20 protein-coding genes and 1 pseudogene are annotated in these 19,681 nt (G+C 70.5%); 16 read left to right on the top strand and 5 right to left on the bottom strand.

All coding sequences use genetic code 11. The features are described 5' to 3' along the window. A partial coding sequence (locus tag ACYVE9_RS03130) for a hypothetical protein (RefSeq protein WP_461026140.1) occupies positions 1–700 on the top strand: 700 nt, incomplete at its 5' end. Between the two features lie 258 nt (positions 701–958). Here ACYVE9_RS03130 and ACYVE9_RS03125 read toward each other — a convergent pair. Then, positions 959–1,654, bottom strand: coding sequence for a TetR/AcrR family transcriptional regulator (locus tag ACYVE9_RS03125; RefSeq protein ID WP_461026139.1), 696 nt, complete (start codon positions 1,652–1,654; stop codon positions 959–961). 95 nt (positions 1,655–1,749) lie between these two features. Between ACYVE9_RS03125 and ACYVE9_RS03120 the strand changes: the two genes are divergently transcribed. Beyond that, the gene (locus ACYVE9_RS03120) at positions 1,750–2,466 is read left to right on the top strand and encodes an NAD(P)-dependent oxidoreductase (RefSeq protein ID WP_461026138.1); all 717 of its coding nucleotides are present in this window, start codon (positions 1,750–1,752) and stop codon (positions 2,464–2,466) included. A gap of 148 nt (positions 2,467–2,614) precedes the next feature. Here ACYVE9_RS03120 and ACYVE9_RS03115 read toward each other — a convergent pair whose 3' ends face one another. Beyond that, positions 2,615–4,075, bottom strand: a complete 1,461-nt coding sequence (locus ACYVE9_RS03115; protein ID WP_461026137.1) for a phosphatase PAP2 family protein — start codon at positions 4,073–4,075, stop codon at positions 2,615–2,617. Positions 4,076–4,307: 232 nt separating this feature from the next. Between ACYVE9_RS03115 and ACYVE9_RS03110 the strand changes: the two genes are divergently transcribed. Next, positions 4,308–4,742 (top strand): hypothetical protein, encoded by a 435-nt coding sequence (locus ACYVE9_RS03110; protein WP_461026136.1) that lies wholly within the window; start codon positions 4,308–4,310, stop codon positions 4,740–4,742. Positions 4,743–4,775: 33 nt separating this feature from the next. Here the strand turns inward: ACYVE9_RS03110 and ACYVE9_RS03105 are convergent, their stop codons facing one another. Further along, positions 4,776–5,234: a winged helix-turn-helix transcriptional regulator gene (locus ACYVE9_RS03105; RefSeq protein ID WP_461026135.1), complete on the bottom strand. Its 459-nt coding sequence runs from the start codon at positions 5,232–5,234 to the stop codon at positions 4,776–4,778. Positions 5,235–5,332: 98 nt separating this feature from the next. On the opposite strand from ACYVE9_RS03105, the gene ACYVE9_RS03100 reads away from it, so the two are divergent. Both ACYVE9_RS03100 and ACYVE9_RS03095 read left to right on the top strand, forming a co-directional pair. Further along, complete coding sequence (locus tag ACYVE9_RS03100; RefSeq protein ID WP_461026134.1) at positions 5,333–6,553, top strand: MFS transporter; 1,221 nt, start codon at positions 5,333–5,335, stop codon at positions 6,551–6,553. A gap of 38 nt (positions 6,554–6,591) precedes the next feature. Continuing rightward, positions 6,592–6,791, top strand: a pseudogene (locus tag ACYVE9_RS03095) (response regulator); the annotation flags it as partial. Between the two features lie 252 nt (positions 6,792–7,043). Here ACYVE9_RS03095 and ACYVE9_RS03090 read toward each other — a convergent pair. Then, positions 7,044–8,120: an IS630 family transposase gene (locus ACYVE9_RS03090; protein ID WP_461026133.1), complete on the bottom strand. Its 1,077-nt coding sequence runs from the start codon at positions 8,118–8,120 to the stop codon at positions 7,044–7,046. 572 nt (positions 8,121–8,692) lie between these two features. On the opposite strand from ACYVE9_RS03090, the gene ACYVE9_RS03085 reads away from it, so the two are divergent. From ACYVE9_RS03085 to ACYVE9_RS03050, 8 genes are all read left to right on the top strand, one after another. Beyond that, a complete protein-coding gene (locus ACYVE9_RS03085; protein ID WP_461026132.1) occupies positions 8,693–8,884 on the top strand; it encodes a hypothetical protein in 192 nt (63 codons plus the stop codon). A gap of 44 nt (positions 8,885–8,928) precedes the next feature. Then, positions 8,929–9,120 (top strand): hypothetical protein, encoded by a 192-nt coding sequence (locus ACYVE9_RS03080; protein ID WP_461026131.1) that lies wholly within the window; start codon positions 8,929–8,931, stop codon positions 9,118–9,120. A 356-nt stretch (positions 9,121–9,476) separates the two neighbouring features. Continuing rightward, positions 9,477–11,207 carry an alpha/beta fold hydrolase gene (locus tag ACYVE9_RS03075; protein ID WP_461026130.1) on the top strand — a complete coding sequence of 577 codons (1,731 nt, stop codon included), beginning with the start codon at positions 9,477–9,479 and terminating at the stop codon, positions 11,205–11,207. Further along, positions 11,204–11,782: a hypothetical protein gene (locus ACYVE9_RS03070; protein ID WP_461026129.1), complete on the top strand. Its 579-nt coding sequence runs from the start codon at positions 11,204–11,206 to the stop codon at positions 11,780–11,782. The genes ACYVE9_RS03075 and ACYVE9_RS03070 overlap by 4 nt, the downstream gene beginning before the upstream one ends. 50 nt (positions 11,783–11,832) lie before the next feature. Further along, entirely contained in the window at positions 11,833–12,588 is a 756-nt protein-coding gene (locus ACYVE9_RS03065) for a class I SAM-dependent methyltransferase (protein WP_461026128.1), read from the top strand. Continuing rightward, positions 12,585–14,315 carry an ABC transporter ATP-binding protein gene (locus tag ACYVE9_RS03060; RefSeq protein ID WP_461026127.1) on the top strand — a complete coding sequence of 577 codons (1,731 nt, stop codon included), beginning with the start codon at positions 12,585–12,587 and terminating at the stop codon, positions 14,313–14,315. Before ACYVE9_RS03065 ends, ACYVE9_RS03060 begins: the two co-directional genes overlap by 4 nt. Beyond that, the gene (locus tag ACYVE9_RS03055) at positions 14,312–15,796 is read left to right on the top strand and encodes a phytoene desaturase family protein (protein ID WP_461026126.1); all 1,485 of its coding nucleotides are present in this window, start codon (positions 14,312–14,314) and stop codon (positions 15,794–15,796) included. Before ACYVE9_RS03060 ends, ACYVE9_RS03055 begins: the two co-directional genes overlap by 4 nt. Beyond that, positions 15,793–16,644 (top strand): nuclear transport factor 2 family protein, encoded by an 852-nt coding sequence (locus ACYVE9_RS03050; RefSeq protein ID WP_461026125.1) that lies wholly within the window; start codon positions 15,793–15,795, stop codon positions 16,642–16,644. Before ACYVE9_RS03055 ends, ACYVE9_RS03050 begins: the two co-directional genes overlap by 4 nt. Here ACYVE9_RS03050 and ACYVE9_RS03045 read toward each other — a convergent pair. Continuing rightward, the gene (locus ACYVE9_RS03045; protein ID WP_461026124.1) at positions 16,629–17,456 is read right to left on the bottom strand and encodes a M23 family metallopeptidase; all 828 of its coding nucleotides are present in this window, start codon (positions 17,454–17,456) and stop codon (positions 16,629–16,631) included. The genes ACYVE9_RS03050 and ACYVE9_RS03045 overlap by 16 nt on opposite strands. A gap of 147 nt (positions 17,457–17,603) precedes the next feature. On the opposite strand from ACYVE9_RS03045, the gene ACYVE9_RS03040 reads away from it, so the two are divergent. From ACYVE9_RS03040 to ACYVE9_RS03030, 3 genes are all read left to right on the top strand, one after another. Beyond that, on the top strand, positions 17,604–18,647 hold the full coding sequence (locus tag ACYVE9_RS03040; RefSeq protein ID WP_461026123.1) for a 3-oxoacyl-ACP synthase: 1,044 nt from the start codon (positions 17,604–17,606) through the stop codon (positions 18,645–18,647). After that, a complete protein-coding gene (locus tag ACYVE9_RS03035; protein ID WP_461026122.1) occupies positions 18,644–18,925 on the top strand; it encodes an acyl carrier protein in 282 nt (93 codons plus the stop codon). Before ACYVE9_RS03040 ends, ACYVE9_RS03035 begins: the two co-directional genes overlap by 4 nt. Further along, positions 18,909–19,681: acyl-CoA dehydrogenase family protein (locus tag ACYVE9_RS03030; protein WP_461026121.1), on the top strand; the 773-nt coding region annotated here is incomplete at its 3' end. The genes ACYVE9_RS03035 and ACYVE9_RS03030, both read left to right, overlap by 17 nt.

The raw sequence follows: 19,681 nt of genomic DNA, 5'->3' as shown, positions 1-19,681 counted from the left end.
CCCGGCGGCACAGCCGCCGCGCACCGCGCCCTCGCCGGCTGTGCCCGACCCGCACCCCGCGGGAGCGCGCGCCGCCGAGGACTACGCGAAGGACCTGCGCACCATGTGCCAGGTCGTCATGAACAGTCCCGGCGCCCTGCACACGCTGCACGACTTCCTCTCCCGCAGCCTGCCCGAACCCGGTGGCGCCCGGGCACTGGGCTGCGCGCTGCACCTCGCGGGCTGCGCGGAAAGCGCCCAGTTCTGGTGGCAGTACGCCGCCGGCGCCGGCGACCACCCGGCCGCCTACTGCCTCTACCTCCACCATCAGGCGCACGGCGAGGACCACCAGGCCCACTGGTGGTACGACCAGGCCGACCTCACCGTCGACCCGATGGACGAGGAGGACACCGAGACCGAACGATCCACGGCTCTGCGTGTGCTGCGCGCGCTGCACGGCGACCGCGTCGTCAGCCAGACCCTGGACGCGGTTCTCGCCTACGTGCCGGCCGCGGTCGGATTCGTCGACGACGACCTGGATCTCCCCCTGCCGGACGAGGACTTCACCGAACGCATAGAAGCCCTCATCGCGCACGCCGCGACCCGGTGCGGCGGCCCGCCGTCCCGTGCGGCCCGCGCGACCCGCCCGCTGCCGGCACGCACACCGGCGGAACCGGGCAGCGACACCATCACGGCGGCCAACACCGTCGTGCACACCTGAGGCCACCGTCACGCCCGACCTCTTCAAGGCCACTGCCGGTAGGGACTGGGTTCCGCCTCGGGCTCGGCCGGGGCGGAACCCAGCGTTCGACGTCATACGGCGACCGGCGGGGGAGTACGGCGTCGGAAAGGACAAGCGAGAGGACCGGCCTCATAGCGCGTCAGGACGAGCGTCCCCGCCGCCATGGCCTGCTCAAGGCCGGACAGGCGCCGGTTCCGCCTCCGACCGCCGCACCACCCCGGCGCGACAGCGCCCCCGCTACCCGTCCCCGCCTTCGCTTCCGGCCTCGTCCGGGTGGAGGGCGTCGAGGATGAGGCCGAGACCGAAGGTGAACTCGTCGGCGTAGTCGTAGCCGGGCTTGAGGGCGTGCTCGGTGACGAGCTCCGTGAGGTGGGGATAGGCGTCGGCGGGCATCTCGCGCAGGATGGCCCCCGCGACCTCGTCCAGCTCCGAAGAGCCGCTGAACGGCAGACTCAGCTCCTGGAGCACGAAGCCGTACAGGTAGCTGTCCATCAGTGAGAAGGCGTGCGCCGCCATCACGACCGAGAACCCCCCGGCGCGCAACGCACCGATGACGGCGTCGTGGTGACGCAGGGTCGCCGGACCGGGCCGGGCGCGGGAGTCCATCAGCGCGATGGCCCACGGATGGCGACGGAGCACCTCGCGTGCGGACTCCGCGCGGTGGCGCATGGCGGTCTTCCAGTCCCCGTCCCGCGGCGGGAGCTCGATCTCGCCGAACACCGCGTCCACCATGCCGTCGAGAACGTCGTCCTTGCCCGCCACGTGGTGGTAGAGCGACATGGCCTCGACGCCCAACGGTTCGGCGATCGCCCGCATGGTGAGAGCGGCCGACCCCTTCTCGTCCGCCACCTCCACCGCCGTGCGGATCACGCGCTCGCGACTGAGCGGGGTGCGCGCCGCCGCGCCGCGGCGCCCCCTGCCTCCCTCGGGCATCGAGCCTCCTCTTCCCTGCCACCTTGACTGCCTTACGTCATAAGGCTAGCGTACCTTACGACATAAGGCAGGCATTGCGGTGAGAGGGCTGCGCCATGGGCACGGATCGTGTGAAGAAGGTCTGCATCATCGGAGCTTCGGGGAAGCTCGGGCAGTACATGGTCCGGCACGCGCTGGACCGCGGATACGAGGTGGTCGGCGTGTGCCGGGAGCGCAGTGTGCCGAAGCTGGCCGCGTTCGACGGCCGCATGACCATCGTTCCCGGACCCACGAACGATCCGGAGGTCATCCGGCGGGCGGTCGCCGGCTGCGACGGGGTACTGACGGTGCTCGTGCCCTGGGGTGTGCAGCAGTACTCGTCGGGAACGGCCCAGGCGGTACTCGACCACGCGCGCCCGGGCGCGCGCCTGGTCTTCTCCTGCGGCTGGCACATCACCCGCGACGGCAGGGACACCTACTCACGCCTGTTCACCACGGGCGTCCGGATAGCGGCCCGGATCGGCAAGCTGGTCCGCGCCGTCGAGATCGACGACCAGGTGGAGGCCTGCCGCCGGGTGTTCGCCAGCAGCACCCGGTGGACGGTGGTGCGCGGGAGCAGCCTGGAGGAGGGGGAGAGCCAGGGCCTGCCCGTGTGGAGCCGGCACGTGGGTGACCCGGTTCTGGCCAGCAACCTGACGCGCCGCGTCGACTTCGCGCTCTTCATGGTGGAGGCGCTCACCGACGACTCCCTGGTCCAGGAGGCCCCCGCCATCGTCGGCCGCCTCACTCCCAGCGCACTCGCCCACACCGCCGACCCCCACGAGCACGCCTAGGCAACCCCCGGGTCGCACGGCCCCCGCCCGTGCGACCCCACCCGGTCTCGCCGGAGGAGGCCGGCCCGCCACTCCTGCACGTGCCTCCACCGACGGGCCCACGCCCGAACGACGTCCCCCACCGATGCGCCACCCGCCGGGAGCGTCGCTACCGCGCCGCGCCCACCGCGGTCGCCTCGCTTGTCGCCTCCTCGTCCCCGCCGGACTCCGGCTCCGGCGGGGACGACCACAGAACCCACCAGCACGCCGTCATCCACAGCCCTGCCAGCAGGACGGACGCCAGGACGTCGCTGAGGTGGTGCACTCCGGCGTACAGGCGCTGGAACGCCACCGCGATCGGAGCCAGTACCGCCAGAGCGACGGCCGGCAGACGCCACCACCGGTTCCGGGTGGCGTGGAAGACGATGATCGCGACGCACAGCGTGAGTACCAGGGTGGCTGCCATGTGGCCGGAGGGAAAGCTGGCCGTCGGCCGCAGACCGGGGTGGAGCTGAGTGACGTCCGGGCGTTCCCGGGCGACGGTGACGGTCGTGACCAGGTACAGCGAGAGCTCACCGGCGAGCCCGAGGGCCACCAGGGCGACGGGTCGCCAGCTGCGGGTGACGGCGACCCCCAGTGGCCCGATCACGAGTGCGCCCGTGACGATTCCCGTGGTCCCGCCGAGCGTCCTCGCCCATTCGGTCACCGTGTCCAGCCACGGGGTGCGCAGTTCGGTCGCCCACCGCGTCGCCTCGTCGTCCCAGGCGGGGGACGCGGAGTCGCCGTCCGGGCCCGTGATCAGGTAGCCCAGGCCGTAGAGGAGCCCCGCGATCACAGCCCAGGCCACCAGTAGTTGGGCCAGTGCGAGCCAGGGGTGAGCCAGCGCGGGGGAGTGCCGCAGCGGTACCGGACGCAACCCCTCCCGGGGCGCCGGCTCCAGTCCTTCCGACAACGCAGGCGTGCCACGCGTACCGGGCGGGGCGCCCCACCGCCACTGACGGAAGGCGATGGCGGTCAGGGCCAGCCACACCAGGCCCAGCAGCCATCCGGCCAGTACGTCGCTGAGGTAGTGCACCCCCAGGGCGATCCGGGTCAGACCCACCACGAGGACGGCCGCCACCATCACTCCGGCGAACAACGGACGGGCCCGGCGGCGCACCACGGGGAGAAACACCAGCAGCAGCACCCCGTACGACACAGCCGAACCGAGCGCGTGCCCACTGGGGAAGCTCAGACCGGACTGGTGCGACAGCGGCTCCTCCACCACCGGACGCAGCCGCCCGACCAGTTCCTTGACCACCGCGTTGAGACCCATCGCGCCGAGTGAGGTGGCCACCACGTACAGGGCGATCGGCCACTGGCGGCGCACCACCAACCACAGCGCGCCGATGCCCATCAGCCACAGCAGCATCGGCGTACCGCCGAGATCGGTGAGCACCTTCAGCGACTTGGTGAGCATCGCGTTGCCGGCCACCACCGAGTTCAGCGCGTCGGCAACGGCTTGGTCGGCCTCTCGCATAGGTGCCCACCGAACACGGACGAGGACGAGGAGGACCGCGAATCCCACGCCGGCCGCCAGCGTCACCGCCCAGGCGACGGAACCTCTCGCCTCGGACTTGTCAGGACGCACCAGGGCACCGCTCCTTCGCTCAGACAACCGGGCACAGCCTCCCGACTGCCCCGACACAACGGAAGGACACCCGCTACCCGGCAGCCGTACTCACCGGACGCAGCTCCCGGGGCGCTGATCGCTGAGGGGGTGCCCCGCTCCGTCTGCTGAGCGACGAGCGGCTCGTCCCGTTCCGAAGCGCAGACCCAGGAGGCCTGCGCTTGAAGTCGTCGCCCCGGATTCCGGGCTGTCCATGCCGTTCCTGATGGCTCTCGGTGGGCTGGATGAACCTCGTGTGCTGCCCGGCAGGACGCCGTATGGGCTGACCGGACAGGAGGAGCGGCTGACCGGCCTCAGCCCGCAAGCGGCACGGGAACGGACGGACCTGGCCTGTCGCGCACTGGCGGCCGTCGACGGGACGCCGGTCGCCGACGACGCGGAGCGCGTCGCGGCGGCGGTGCTGCGTGAACGCCTCGCCACGCAGGTCGCGCTGGCCGAGGCCGACGCGTACGACACCGGGCACTCTCGACGGCCCCGTCCAGCGGGTGCGGCAAGCGGTGGCACTGCTCGATCAGGGCAAGGACACAGCGTGGGAAGCGTTGCTGGCGCGGCTGCGGGCGGCACCGGAAACGCTCGACGAGGATCCACCGACGCGCCTGCAGTGCATCGGGTGCCCGCGCGGCGCTGACGTGCGAGCCGCTCCCGGCAGTGCCCAGGCTCATCATCCGACTTTGCGCACCTGGGTGGTCTCGGGGGTGAGCGGGGTGCCGTCGCCACGGGTGGGCGCGACGTCCGGCACCGGATCGCCGTGCTGATCGACCAGGACGGAGTGGATCTCGCCAGGGGCGAAGGCGTGGCGTTCCCCCCACTGCCGCAGGGTGACGATCACGGGGAAGAGGTCGCGACCGGCGTCGGTCAGCACGTATTCGCGACGACGTCCTGTAGCAGCGGTGCGCTGGGCGATGAACCCGCGCGCGGTGAGCTTGCGCAGACGGTCGGTGAGGATGTTGCGGGCGATGCCGGTACGTCGCTGGAACTCGGTGAACGATCGTGCCCCGTCCATCGCGTCCCGGATGACGAGCAGGCTCCACCTGTCGCCGACGAGGTCGAGTGTGCGGGCGACGGGGCAGTCGGGGTCGGACCAGTCCGGGTCCGGGGCACACACGGTGATGCGCGGCATGACACCTCCGATGAGTTGCGTATTGAAACCATCATGCCGTAGCGTCAAATAAGTTGCAATTTGCTACTCATCAAGGCTGGAGTGCGATGGAATCCGCGATGAACGCGTGGCGGCGGTTGCTGCTCGCAGTGGTCTGCGGCGTTGCGGTGTCGAGCATCTACGCCGCGCAGCCGGTACTGGAACCAATGGGACGCGACCTCGGCCTCTCGCCGGAACTCACCGGCTGGATCGTCGCGACCGGCCAGTTGGGCTATCTCGTCGGGCTGGTGCTGCTGGTACCGCTCGGCGACGTGGCCGACCGCCGCCGGCTCATCGCCGTGCACCTCGCGCTCACGGCGTTGGGCCTCCTCCTGACGTCACTCGCGTCCACCACGTGGATGGCGATCGTGGGTCTCGCCGTGGCCGGCTTGTTCGCCGTCGTCGTGCAGACCACGGTGGCCTACGCCGCCTCGGCGTCACCGCCGGCCGAACGGGGACGGAACATCGGCGTCGTGACCTCAGGCGTCGTGGCGGGCATCCTGGGTGCCCGTGTCGTCACCGGCACGCTCGCGGAGGTGGCGGGCTGGCGGAGCGTCTACGCCGTGCTGGCGGTGTTGTCACTCGGGCTCGCGGCGCTCGTCCTGGCCGTGCTTCCACAGGAGGAGCGCCCGCCCCGAACCTCGGGGTACGGGCAGGCCGTCGCCTCGCTGGGCGGGTTGTTCAAGGACCGCACGCTTCTGACGCGCGGCCTCATCGCCTTCTTCCTGTTCGCGTCGTTCGGAACCCTGTGGAGCGGACTGGCTCTGCCCCTGGCGGGCTCTCCGTGGCAGCTGAGCGAGAGTCAGATCGGGTTGTTCGGCATCGCCGGACTCGCAGGCGCGCTCGGTGCGGCTCGTGCGGGGCGGTGGGCGGACGCTGGAAGGGCGGCGCCGGTCACCGGTCTCGCCCTCACCCTCCTCATCCTCTCGTGGGCAACGATCGCGCAGCTGCCGTGGTCCCTGTGGCTCCTCGTCGTCGGAGTGATCCTCCTCGACTTCGCGGTCCAGGCCGTGCACGTGAGCAGCCAGCACCAGCTTGCGGTCGTGCACGCGGACCGCACCAGCAGTGTCATCGGCAGCTACATGGTCTTCTACTCACTCGGCTCCGCCCTCGGCGCCGCCGCGACCACCGCCCTCTTCACCACCTACGGCTGGAGCGGCGCAAGCCTTCTCGGAGCTGCCTTCGCGGCCTGCGCACTGGCCGTGTGGGCGGTCGACCGGCGCATTCCCCAGGCCGCCCCACGCCGGTCGTCGCCGCCGCGGCCCCGGCGCGCGCTCCCTCTACCCCAACGGCACCCGTGACCCTCCGTGGGAAGTGTCATGGACCCCTCGCCCACGGCATCCCCATCATCTTTCTCACCGCCCTGGGCGCCGATGGGAACACAGCGCCCGCGGCTACGCCGCCGGCGCTGGCGACTATGTCGGCAAACCCTTCGACCCCTGGGTCCTGCGCGCGAAGGTCGCCGTCTTCACCGTCCTCCTCCTCGAACGCCGACGCAACCGCCGAACCGAGAACGGGCGCCCCCACCAAGTGGCGTAGACCGCGACCAACGCCACCAGCAGCACCGCCCCGACAGGACTGGGCACCCCGCGGCGTGCAGGAGGCGTTCTCCACGTCATCCTCACAACCGCTGACGCTGGGAGGGGGGTTGGTTGGTGTACCGAGTGCGTGCTGGCCTGCGGTGTTGTGGGTGTGTTGAGAGGCCGGTGGGCGGTCGGGTCGGGTCGGGCGGGATGCGTGAGGTGGGGTTGTGTGGTGTGTGGCATGGGGCTGGGTGTGTTGTAGGTAGCCCTAGTGTCGCGTGAATGAAGTCCTTGGACGTGGGAGTGTGGCGTGTTCGAGGATTTCGTCGGCGGTCTTGGTCCAGGTGAACGGCTGGCAGCGGTCGTTGTAGGCGGTGATGTAGCGGCGGATGGCGTCGGTGAGGTCGGCGACGGAGGTCAAGGTGCCGCGGCGTATGGCCTGGCGCGTGATGATGCCGAAGAAGATCTCCACCAGGTTCAGCCAGGAGCAGGAGGTCGGGGTGGAGTGCAGGGTGATCCGCGGGTTCTTCGCCAGCCACGCCTTCACGCGGGGGTGCCTGTGGGTGGCGTAGTTGTCGACGACCACGTGAAGTTTCACCCTGGGGTGGGCCTTGGCGACCTGCTTGAGGAAGCGCAGGAACTCGTCGTTGCGGTGCCGGTCGTAGCAGGCGTCGGCGGTGATCTTCCCAGAGGCGACGTCCAGGGCGGCGAACAAGGTGGTGGCGCCGTGGCGGACGTAGTCGTGGGTGCGCCGCTCCGCCAGGCCCGGCCGGACCGGCTGCATCGGGGTGGTCCGGTCCAGCGCCTGGATCTGCGACCTCTCATCGACGCAGACCACCACCGCCTTCTCCGGCGGGGCCAGGTACAGCCCGACCACGTCGCGGACATCGGCCCTGAGTTGCGGGTCGGTGGAGAACCTGAACGTCTCGCTCCGCCAGGGCTGGATCTCCCACTTGCGCCACACCTTGGCCACCGCGACGTTGGACAGCCGCAGTTCGGCTGCGAGCAGCCGGGAGGACCAGTGGGTCACGCCGAGTCCTTCCGGCGGGCCCTCCAGGGTCCGCACCACCACTTCGGCCTCGTTTACGGTGCCGGGCCGGCCTGAGCGCGGCCGGTCCTGAAGCCCGGCCAGGCCGGCTGAGCGGTACCGGCCACGCCAGGTCACCACCGTCTGCCGGGACAGCTCGAGCCGCCGCGCGATCTCGGTGTTCGAAGTGCCTTCCGAGGCGAGGAGCACGATCCGCGCCCGCGTCACCAGTCCCGACGCGGACGACGGCGAGCGGACCCACGAACGCAGAACCCCACGGTCCGCATCGGACACGGCCAATGGCTGGGCGACAGGCATACGTCATTCAACCGCACCCCAAGCCACCGTCCAAGGACTTCAATCACACGGCGCCAGGTCATCGACGAGCGAACCCCATGTGCTCCTGGCCAGCATTCGGCGCTATAAAGACAACCTCTACTGAAGCTCTAACTCGGACATCTTTGAGAAAGGGCCACGTAGGGCCACATCCGGAGCACCAAGATCTTTAGGTCGACTGTGCCAGATCAAGTCAGAAAGTTCCGGTGGCCTGTTGCGGGCGATCGATCATCAGCTAGCGTGATCCACGCACGATGGGAACAGGTGCTCGAAAGAACGGTGTTGACGCCTTGACGAGCCGTCAGGCGTCTGCTTTGGGTGGCATCGACGTGGAACCTGATTCGAAGTCGTCGCGCGTTCACGAAACTCGGAATCGGTAATTCCGATCTGTTAGTGACGCGCGTAGGTCGGAAGCCGTGCGCCTCGGTCGACGGGGCTCTCCGGCTCTTCCAGCACAGTGCGGCGAGCAATCCATTTCATGTCCTGCGGCCCAGGAGAGTTCTCGATCCCAGCTCGGACGTCTTACTCGCCATAACAGACGGGAGATACTGGCAATGGAGCACAAGATCGCCGGATTCATGAACGCGCAGGACCTCGGCACCCTGGAGCAGGGCTACCAGGACGACGACGCGGCGCCGGTCCTGGCCACCCCGGCCGCGGTGGCCACCTGCTGGTACGTCGGCGGTGCCGTCGCCGGCGCCGGCGCCGTGGTCGGCGCCTACGTCACCGGCCGCGTCGTCGGCTGACCCCTCGTAACCCCACACGACCGACCCCCCAGGAGGAAATCGTAATGAGCAGGATCGTGGACAGCGTCGCCGCTGTCACCCCGCAGCACCTCTCGGACGAGGCGAACGGCGAGTTCGGTGTCATGATGCCCGTGCAGGCCACCCCGACGCTGATCGCTTTCGGCGTGGGATTCGCCGGCGGCGCGGGCGCGGCGTGGGTCACCGTTCAGGCGTACGAAGCCGGAGCGAACGACTGAGTGCTCGCGTCTGACTGAGCACCGCATGAGGAGCCTTGGCGGCCTCTCGGGAACATCCTTCGAGAGCCGGGTTCGGAGGCGAAGAGACCTGGCGGGCCACGCTGGAACCGTGGCCCGGCAGGCACCCGATCCTACCGTTCGGTAGTGCCCACAGTCGATTCGACGCGGAGTGAAACTTCGGTATGAGTGTCTTAAAGCGGCTTCCCCGTGCAATTTTTTCCCCGATTCCGATTTCACGAACTCGCGCGATCGGCATATCAGAACGCCTCGCAGCTCTCTCCAGTCTTTCCTCGTCCCTCGAGTACTTGCATCAGCACCGGAACCTGAGGCATGGCGGCCTCAACGACTGGGACATCATGAGGCAGACGCCGGAGAGCAAGATGCCGGCCATCCAGAGGCTCACCGACCTGGTGAGCGGCAGGCGCACCACGATGGCCCTGCACGCCTCGCGCGTGGCGTGCAGCCTGGCGATGCTCGCCCCCGGCAACAGTCGGTGGCGCGCCGCGGGTGACCTCTACCTCGGCCTCACGACCACCGTCCTGCAGGCCCGCCACCGCTACGGCACGGACGGCTCCGATCAGGTGGCCACCCAGGTCCAAGCGGTCACCGGCCTCGCGCGGCTGTCCAGCAGCCCCGAGGTCCAGGACGCCCTGATGTGGTACCTCGCGATTCAGGCGAACATGTCGTACTCGCTGTCCGGCCTTGCGAAACTGGCCGGGACGAAGTGGCGTGACGGCTCCGCCCTTCCCGGCGTCCTGCGCACGCGTACCTACGGATTCGAGCGCGCCTACCGGCTGACGCAGCGCTACCCGCGCGCCAGCAAGGTCACGCAGCACGCGGTCCTGGCCATGGAGTGCCTCTTCCCCGTCGTGTACCTGGCCGGCGGGCGGATGACCCGGCCGATGATCGGCGCAGCCGGCAGCTTCCACGTGGTCAATGCCTTCGTGATGGGGCTGGGCCGCTTCATGACGGCGTTCCCCGCGATGCACCCTATGGTCGCGTATACGTCCGCGCCCAAGACGTTCCCGGTGGTCGCCGGCCGCGACGACCGGATGGTCAAGACCGCGCTCATGCTCCTCGCGGCCGGGGTCACCGCTGCGGGTGTCGTGGCCACGCAGCGCCGCGCCCACGCGCTGGCCGGATGGCCCAACTCCCGTACCGTCACCACCCGGTACGGCAACACGCTCTCGTACGACGTCGGCGGCCAGGATATGGCCGACCGCCCCGTCCTGGTCTTCAACCACGGCCTCGCCTCCACCACCGAGCACTTCTCATGGATGATCGAGCGGCTCGCGTTCGACATCGGCCAGCCGGTGCTCAGCTACGCGCGCGCGGGCTACGGGCCCAGTCGTCGGCTGCGGGACGCCCCCTACGGTGTACAGGAGTCGGTGGACGACCTGGAGGACCTGATCCGTGGGGTCCTGCCGGACGACCGCAAGGTGGTGCTCGTCGGGCACTCCCTTGGCGCCGAGCTCAACCGTCGGGTGGCGCAGCGACTCGGCGACCGGGTGGCCGGCGTCGTCTACCTCGACCCGACGCACCCGGCGCAGCTGATCCGATCGGACCGGCAGCGCCGGGGCAGCGAGCTGTTCACCACGTCGCTGGCCGAGCTGGCGCGCTGGACGCGGCTGGGCACGGGTGCCCTGATGACCCGCCCCCACTGGGTGGACCACCTGCCGTACTCGTACCGGGACAAGGCATTCGCCCTGTACACCGACGCGCGTCTCTGGCAGGCCGCCTCCCGCGAGTGGACGGCCGTTCGCGCGGAACTGGAGGCGTACGAAGGCGAGCTGGCTCTTGTACAGGCCCCAGGCCTGGTCGTCGCCGCGCAGGTCACGGTCGACATGGACCCGGACCAGCTGCTGATGTATCACGACCTCGTCCGATCCCACCAGGAGGCCGGCAGCCACGGTGACGTGGCGGTCGTCGAGCAGGGCGGGCACGACACGATCCTGACCGACGCCCGGCACGCGCGGACGGTGGCCGACCTGATCATGGGCTTCGTCGAGGAGTACTGCATGCCGCCGGCCGGCGGCGACGGCGAACCGGCCGGGAGCTCCCCGGAGAAGGTGGAGGAATCTAAGTGAAGGCCGCCGCATTCCTCAAGGACACCCTCACGGGACCGGGCGCCGTCACGCGCGCGGTGGGGGCCGCGCTGCTCCTGACGACGCTGGCCGCGCAGCACCCGCACCCGGCGTTCGAGCGCGCGCGGAACAAGGACCTGTTCTCGCTCGTGCCGAACTGGAAGTTCTTCGCGCCGAACCCCGCGACGCACGACTACCACTACCTCTACCGCACCCTCGACGAGAACCGCGAAACCTCGCCCTGGATCGAGCTGGACCTGATCGAAAACCGTCGGATGATCCAGGCGCTATGGTTCTCGTCCCGGCGGACCGAAAAAGCGGTCTTCGATATCTGCAGTGCCATCATCAAGAACATCGCGAAGGGCGAGGACCCGACAGGTTCTCCTTCGTTCCGGGTGCTGGCTGAGTTCATCAGAAAGCAGATCAGGGACGCTCAGGACGTTTCCGTCGTGCGGGGATTCCAGTTCTCCGTTGTGCGTGCCAGCGGTCATGACGACAGCGAGGACCCCGAGGTCCTCTACGTCTCCACTTATCAGCCGATGGTCGCCGCCGCGCCCGGATTCCTGAAGGCCGCCTGAGAGCCCGGCATTCCGCACGGCGGTATCACTCACGCAGGAACGGAGAAGCAATGACGATTGCGGACATCGGGTACGGCAAGCAGTTCGACGGCTGGTACGACCGCATCTTCCAAGACGACGCCTCCACCCGGGCCACCGTCGACGGACTCGCCGCGCTCCACCCGGACCCCGCCTCGGGGACGCTGGAGCTCGGCGTCGGCACCGGCCGGATCGCTTTGCCCCTGTCGCACCGTGTCGGTCCCGTGCTCGGTGTCGACTCCTCACCGGAGATGCTGACCGCCCTGGAGAAGAAAGGCGACCGGGGGGAGGTGACCGGTGAGCTGGCGGACATCCGGTCCTACCGCTCCGGCCGCGAGTTCGGCCTGGTCTACTGCGTCTGCTCGACCCTCTCGCTCGTCCTCGACCCCGACGACCAGCGGGAGGCGATCGCCCGCGCCGCCGAGCAGTTGCGGCCGGGTGGCCGTCTGGTGGTCGAGGCGCACAACGGGCCGGGCATCGTCGCCCAGCACGAGGGCCAGACGCGCGCGTCGATCTTCCTGCCGTACCCCGAGCCGAACACGGCCATCCACCTGCACGCGATGCTCGTGGCGGACCAGCGGATCTGGCAGGTGTCCACGGTCTGGTACGAGGCGGACGGCACTCACCGCATCGGCACCGAGACGGTGCGGCTGCTGACGCCTGACGAGGTGGACGAGTACGCCCGGGACGCCGGCTTGGTCCCCGAGGGGCACTACAGCGACTGGGAGCGCAACTCGTACGTTCCCGCCGCCGGCCTCTTCATCGCCTCGTACACCAAGCCCGCATGAACCTGCGGGAGATCGTCCGCGGCCACCGGGTCCTGCTGATCGTCGGCGTCGGCATGGGCCTGGTGGGCGCGGCCGCCACGCTCGCCCAGCCCTGGATGCTGGGCCGGCTGATCGACGGTGTGGCGTCGGGCGAGCCGATCGCCGGCACTATCACGCTCATCGCGGTCTTCTTCGTCGCGGACGCGGCGCTGAGCGCGGGGCACGCGTACGCGATCGGCCGGGCGGGCGAGAACATCACGTACGACGTGCGGCGCATCCTCGGTGGTCGGCTGTTGCGCAGTCAGTTCCCGCACTTCTCGCGCCTCGAACACGGGGACGTCTTCTCGCGGACCGTGTCCGACACCTCCATCGCCTGCCTGGTCATCACGCAGGCCATGGCGCAGGTCGTGTCCTCCGTCTTCATGGTGATCGGCTCGGTCGTCCTGATGGCCCGGCTCGACTGGAAACTGCTGCTCGCGACAGTCGCCTGCCTGGGTCTGGCGAGCGGGATCGCGCTGCTGCTGGCCCGCCAGGTGCGGGTGGCCGCCCTCCAGGCCCGGGAGAACGTGGGCGCGTTCGGTTCGGGCCTCCAGCGCGTGCTGGGCGCGATCACTACGGTGAAGGCGTCGCGCGCGGAGGAGCGGGAGACCGAGGAGCTGGGTCGGCTCGCCGGGCGGGTCCGGGTGAGCGGGATCCGGGTGACCGCGTTCAGCGCGCTGCTGACCCCGATGATGAACGTGGGGACGCAACTGTCGCTGGCCGTGGTCATTGCCTGGGGCATGGCGCGGGTCGCGACCGGTTCGCTGTCGCCCGCCGACCTCACCGCATTCGTGATGTACCTCTTCTATGTGGTTGCGCCGCTGGTGATGCTGTTCATGTCGATCGGCCAGATCCAGCAGGGGCGCGCAGCGGTCCAGCGGGTCAAGGAGCTGGGCGGCATCCCGCAGGAGGAGGACGACGACGACGCCCGGGCGGTGCCGGAGCGCCGACCGGGCGCGGACACCGTGCCGGTCGTCGAGTTCGAGGGGGTCGGTTTCGCATACCGCGAGGGCGCGCCGGTCCTGAACGACGTCTCCTTCGCCCTGCCGCGCCGCGGTCTGACCGCGATTGTGGGCCCTTCGGGCGCCGGCAAGACGACGGTGTTCCAGCTGATCGAGCGCTTCCACCGGCCGGAGTCCGGCACGATCCGGGTCGGGGGACACGACACGGCCACCCTTGGGCTCGCCGAACTCCGCGCGATGGTGGGGTACGTGGAGCAGGACGCGCCGCTGCTGCGCGGCACGATCCGGCAGAACCTCACGTACGCGAACCCGGGGGCGGACGACGCTGACATCACTCGGGCGCTGCGGCTGGCGAGCCTGGAGGAGTTCGTGGCCGGGCTGCCGGACGGTCTGGACACGGAGCTCGGCGAGCGGGGGGCCGGTCTCTCCGGCGGTCAGCGGCAACGGCTCGCGATCGCCCGCACGATGCTCCAGCGGCCCGAGGTGATCCTGCTGGACGAGGTCACTGCGCACCTGGACAGTGACACGGAGGCCGCGCTGCGGGACACGATGACGGAGGCGGCGGGGGAGTGCGCGGTGCTCGCCATCGCCCACCGGCTGTCGACGGTGGTGCGCGCGGACCAGATCCTCGTGATGGAGGACGGCCGGATCCGGACGGTCGGCACCCACCATGAGCTGATCGAGTCGGACAAGGTGTACCGGCGGCTCGCCGGGCAGCAGTTCGCCACCGAGGCGGCGTCCGCATGACCCGTCCCGACGTCGCGGTGGTCGGCAGCGGGCCCAACGGGCTGGCCGCCGCCGTCACCATGGCCCGCGCCGGTCTGACGGTGCACGTCCACGAGCAGGCATCCACTCCCGGTGGCGGCCTGCGCGGGGAGGCGCTGTTCGACTCCGAGGTGTGGCACGACGTGTGCGCGGCGGTCCACCCGATGGCGGCGGCATCCGCCTTCTTCCGTCAGTTCGACCTGGGAGCACGCGGGGTCGACCTGCTGCACCCGCCGGTCAGCTACGCGCACCCGCTGGACGGCGGTGTCTCTGGGCTTGCTCACCGCGACTTGGCGGAGACGGCGGCCGGGCTCGGCGCGGACGGACCACGCTGGCGGCGGTTGATGGCCCCGCTGGTGAGGCACAGTAGAGGAGTGACCGACTTCGTGCTGTCCGGCCAGCGGACCCTCCCGGAGGACCCCGCCGCACCCGCACTGCTCGGTCCCCGTCTCCTGGACCACCTCTTACGGGGCAGCGGGTTGCGTACCGAGGCCGGCCGAGCCCTGCTCACCGGGGTCGCCGCGCATGCGGTGGGGCGGTTGCCGAGTTTTCCCGGCGCAGCCATCGCGCTGCTGCTGGGGCACCTCGCTCATGCGAGCGGCTGGCCCCTGCCGCGGGGTGGCAGCGTCCGGATCGCCGAGGCGCTGGTGGCGGATCTGCGGGCGCACGGAGGTGTCGTGCACACGGGTCACCGGGTAAGGGATCTGGCCGAGCTGGACGCCCCGGTGATCATGCTGGACACGACGCCGAAAGGATTGCTTGCCCTGGCGGGGAACCAGCTCCCGGCGTCCTACCGGCGGGCGTTGGGCCGGTTCCGCTACGGTCCCGGCGCTGCCAAGGCGGACTTCCTCGTCAGCGGGCCTGTGCCGTGGACCGACCCGGAGGTGGGACGGGCCGGGACCGTGCACCTGGGCGGCACCCGTGCGGAGACACTGGCCGCGGAGAACGCCGCCGTCCACGGTGAGCCGACCGACCAGCCGTTCGTCCTCCTCGTCGACCCGGCGGTGGCGGATCCCGGGCGTGCGGTGCGCGGTCGGCGCCCGCTGTGGGCATACGCGCACGTGCCGAACGGTGACGACCGGGACCCGGTGCCACTGATCACTCGCCGCATCGAGAGGTACGCCCCAGGCTTCGCCGACACGGTGATCGCCGCCCGGGGCATCTCCGCGGCCGCGTACGAGACGTACAACCCGAACTATCCGGGGGGCGACATCGGCGCGGGGGCGATCACGCTCACGCAGTGCGTGTTCCGGCCGGTGCCCGCCTGGAATCCGTACCGCACGCCGCTGGCCGGTGTCTATCTCTGTTCCGCGTCCACTCCGCCCGGACCGAGCGTGCACGGCATGTGCGGCCACCTCGCCGCCCGGGCCGCCCTGCGACGCGAGTTCCACCTGTCCACCCCGCCGCCCCTCGGGCCGCGGGGTGGTGCCACGTCCCGCCCGACAGCCAGGAGAACAGCATGAGTACCGCCCACCACATCCTCGCCGCCGAAGACTTCGCGGGATATCTGCGCACCTTCCACGCCGACGCGTTCGACGGTTCGGAGCCAGTCGAGCAGGTCTGGGACCGCTACCACCTGCCCGCGGGGACCCATGTGGTCAACGGGAAGGTGTGGGACCGGAAGAAGCTGCTGCGTGACATCGAGTCGCGGCGGGGCCTGGGCGCGCCGTACGAGCTCCACATCCACGAGGTGAACGTGGAGGGGCGCCTGGCCGCCGTGCGGTACACGGTCAGCACGCCGATGATGTGGAAGGTGCAGAGCGCCACGGAGAAGGCCGTCTTCGCGGAGATCGCCGAGGACGGCCGGGTGGCGCGCTCCACGACCTTTGCGACGACGGGAGCCGGCTGGTCCGGTGCCGGGGGAGGGACACCGTACGACAGTGCGGCCCGTCCCGCGCCGGGCACGGTGCCCGCGCCGCGGCCCGAGGCGGGCGTCGAGCCGACGCCGGCGCAGGATCCCGCGCACTTCCTGAAAACCTACTACGCGGACGGGTACGGCAGCGCGCTGCCGGTGGCCGAGGTGTACGACCGGCTCTTCACCCCCGACGCCGTGCACGAGATCGGGGGGAAGACGATGCAGCGGTCAGGGGTGCTGAAGGCGCTGGAGGAGGGCCGCGCGCGGAAACACTCGTACCCGGTGGAGATGCACGAGGCGCTGCGGGACGGCAACCGCTTTGCGGCCCGGTACACCACCAGCCAGGGCGGCAAGCCGTCGAAGACCCAGGAGGTCTTCATCTTCGGTGAGTTCGCCGAGGACGGCCGCGTGAGGTTCGCCCGCTTCCTGCTCGAACCGGGTTACGGGGCGGTGTAGGGGACCGGCGGGAGCGAGTCGGCCGGGACGAAGCAGGTGTTGTCGGCGGGGACACCCTCGTGCTCCTCGCCGTCGTCGTCCCGGAACCGCCAGGTGAAGCGGAGGCCGCGGGCCGAGGTGATGTCGGGGCCGTCCATGAGCTGGAAGTGCAGGTGTGGTTCGGCGGAGTTGCCTGAGTTGCCGCACTCGGCCAGCGTCTGGCCACGCTTCACCAGGTCGCCCGCTGCCACCTTGACCGAGTGCCGCCGCAGGTGCGCGAAGACCGCGTACGCGCCGTCGCCGAGGTCGAGGACGACGTGATTGCCCAGCAGGTGCCGGGGACTGGCGAGGGAGCGGATGAACGTCTCGGCGAGAACGTAGAACAGTCCGCCGAGTGAGGTCCGCGTGAGGTGATCCCGTTGCCGGTCCGATACGGACACGACCCGGGCATCGGTGGGCGCGAACAGGGGTTCACCGAAGGTTGGGTAGGACTCGGGGCGACGGGCCACCGGCCAGAGCCAGACGGGCTCCGGCGCCGGACGCCGGGCAAGGTCGATGGCGTAGGTCTGCGCGAGGTTGTGGGTGTGGCTGGGCACCTTGGTCGCGGGGCCGTTACGGGCCATCCAGCGACCGGACACCGGGATCGCGAGCGCCAGCGGCGGGGCTTCGTCGCGCGGCCGCTGACCGAGGGTCATGGCACGGCGCATCAACAGGCCGCTGACGAGCAGGGCGACCCCGGTGAACCATAACGGGCCCATGCCCTGGCTGTTGACGAGGAAGCACACGGCAGCAGCGGCGACCACGATGCCGTGGCGTTTCCAGACGGTCTGCATGAGGGGGCCTTTCACGGGGGGAGAGATGGCGGAGGGCCCCAGCATTCCAGATGCGGGGCCCTCTCTGATTGGGTTATTACGTACTTGCGCAATACCGTATATCTGTCCTAGTGTTCCGCTGACGAAGCGTCGAACGCGGGGAGCCATATGGGCGCCGAGGGCACGTTCCGCACCACCGCACCGAGGGTCGCGATCAACGCGGTCGGCCGGCACCTGCCGGACAGCCCTCGCCCCCTCGTGGACCTCCCCGAACTCGCCGGGCTCGACGAGGCCGAATGTCTCACCTGCTGCGGGCTCGGCATCGACACCGTCGCCGTCGACGACGGACTCACCGCCGCCGAACTCGCCGAACGGGCCGCCCGCGACGCCCTCGACACCGCTGGGATCCCGGCCGCCGCGCTCGGCGCCCTGATCCTCGTCGAACCGCGCGCCCCCGAGGCCCTGATCAGCTCCGATGCCACCCGGCTCCAGCACGCGCTCGGCGCCGACACCGCGTTCACCTTCTCCGTCGGCGGACTCGGCTGCGTCTCCTCCACCCCCGCGCTGCTCACCGCCCGCGGCCTGCTCGCCGCCGACCCCGGCCTCGGACCCGTGCTCGTCGTGCACGGCAGCAAGCCTGCCGCCGCCCGGCGCTATCGGCACCCGGTGACCGTCAACGGCGACAGCGGCCTGGCGCTCCTGCTCGGCCGCCCCCACGCCGCCGCGCCGGTCCACCTCCTCGACCTCGTCCAGCGCACCAACGGCCGCTACTGGGACCTCTTCGGCCTGGAGTACCGCGACCGCCCCACCGCGGAGTGGCGCGAGAAGTGCTCCGACCCGCCGGGCTACTCCTTCCGGCTCGCCATGGAGACCAGGAACCGCCTCGCCGAACTGGTCGCCGAACTGCTCGCGCGCAACGGACTCACCCGTGCCGATATCGCCGGTTACGCCAGCCAGAACCTCTCGGCCGGCGGCCTGGCCTTCGTCGAGGAGTCCCTCGACATCGCCCTGCTGCCGTCCTGCCGGGACAACCTCCGCGCCCTGGGCCACCTGGGCGCCAACGACACCTTCCTGAACCTCTCCACCGCCCTGGACCGCAAGGAACTGGCCGAGGGCGACCTCGCCGTCCTCATCAACGTGAGCCCGGTGGCGGCGTGGAGCGTCCTGCTGGTCGAGACAGGTCCGCCGAGCGGACCGGGGAGCATCGCATGAGCCGTGGACCCGCGGAAACCCTCGACGAGATCACCCGCTTCCTGACCGAGGCACTGCGCAGGGAGGTCGGCCCCGACGACGACTACTTCGCCCTCGGGCTCGTCGACTCGCTGTTCGCGCTGGAACTCGTCACCTATGTCGAGGACCGGTTCGAGCTGACCGTCGAGGTCGAGGACCTCGATCTCGACAGCTTCCGCACCGCCCGCCGCCTCACCGCCTTGGTGCACGTCAAGAAGGCCGGCGCCGAAACCGCCCCGGCCCATGCCGGCGACAGCTGAGGCGGACGGCGCGACCGTGGACTCGCCGCTGGTAACCGCCGCCGCCGAACTTGCCGCCCGGGCCCGGGAACCCGCGAGCCGGTGGGACGCCGAGGGCCGCGTGCCGCCGGACGCCCTGCGTGCCCTCGCGGCCACCGGCCTCCTCGCCGCCGATCTCCCCTCCCGACACGGCGGACGGGACCTCACCCCGGCCGACCTGGGAGAGATCGCTGCCCACCTCGGCGGCGTCTGCAGCGCCCTTCGCGGCCTGCTCACCGTCCAGTCCATGGTCGCCGCGGCACTGCTGCGCTGGGGGACCCGGGCCCAGCGCGCCGACTGGCTGCCACGCCTGGCCGACGGCACTCTCACCGCCGGTTTCGCCGCCACCGAGGACGGGGCCGGCAGCGCCCTCGGCGAGGTGACGACGGCCGTCGAGGACTCCGGCGACGGACTCCTCGTCACCGGCCGCAAGAGATGGGTCACGTTCGGGCAGAACGCCGACGTCCTGCTCGTCCTCGGCCGCCACGCGGAGGGACTCACCACCGTCCTCGTCGAGACCGACCGGCCTGGCGTCCATCGGGAGTCCGTCACCGGCCAGCTCGGCATGCGCGCCGCCGGGATCGCCCACGTCACCCTGGACGGCGTCCGGGTCCCCGCTGGCCACCGGATCGCCCCGCCCGGCGCCGGACTGTCGCACGTCGCCGCGACCGCTCTCGACCACGGCCGCTACACCGTCGCCTGGGGCTGCGTCGGCATGGCGGAGGCCTGCGTCGCCGA

This window comes from Streptomyces sparsus, from assembly GCF_054776295.1.
Note: the sequence above shows the minus strand (reverse complement) of the source record. Positions and strands in the feature narration are given on the sequence as shown.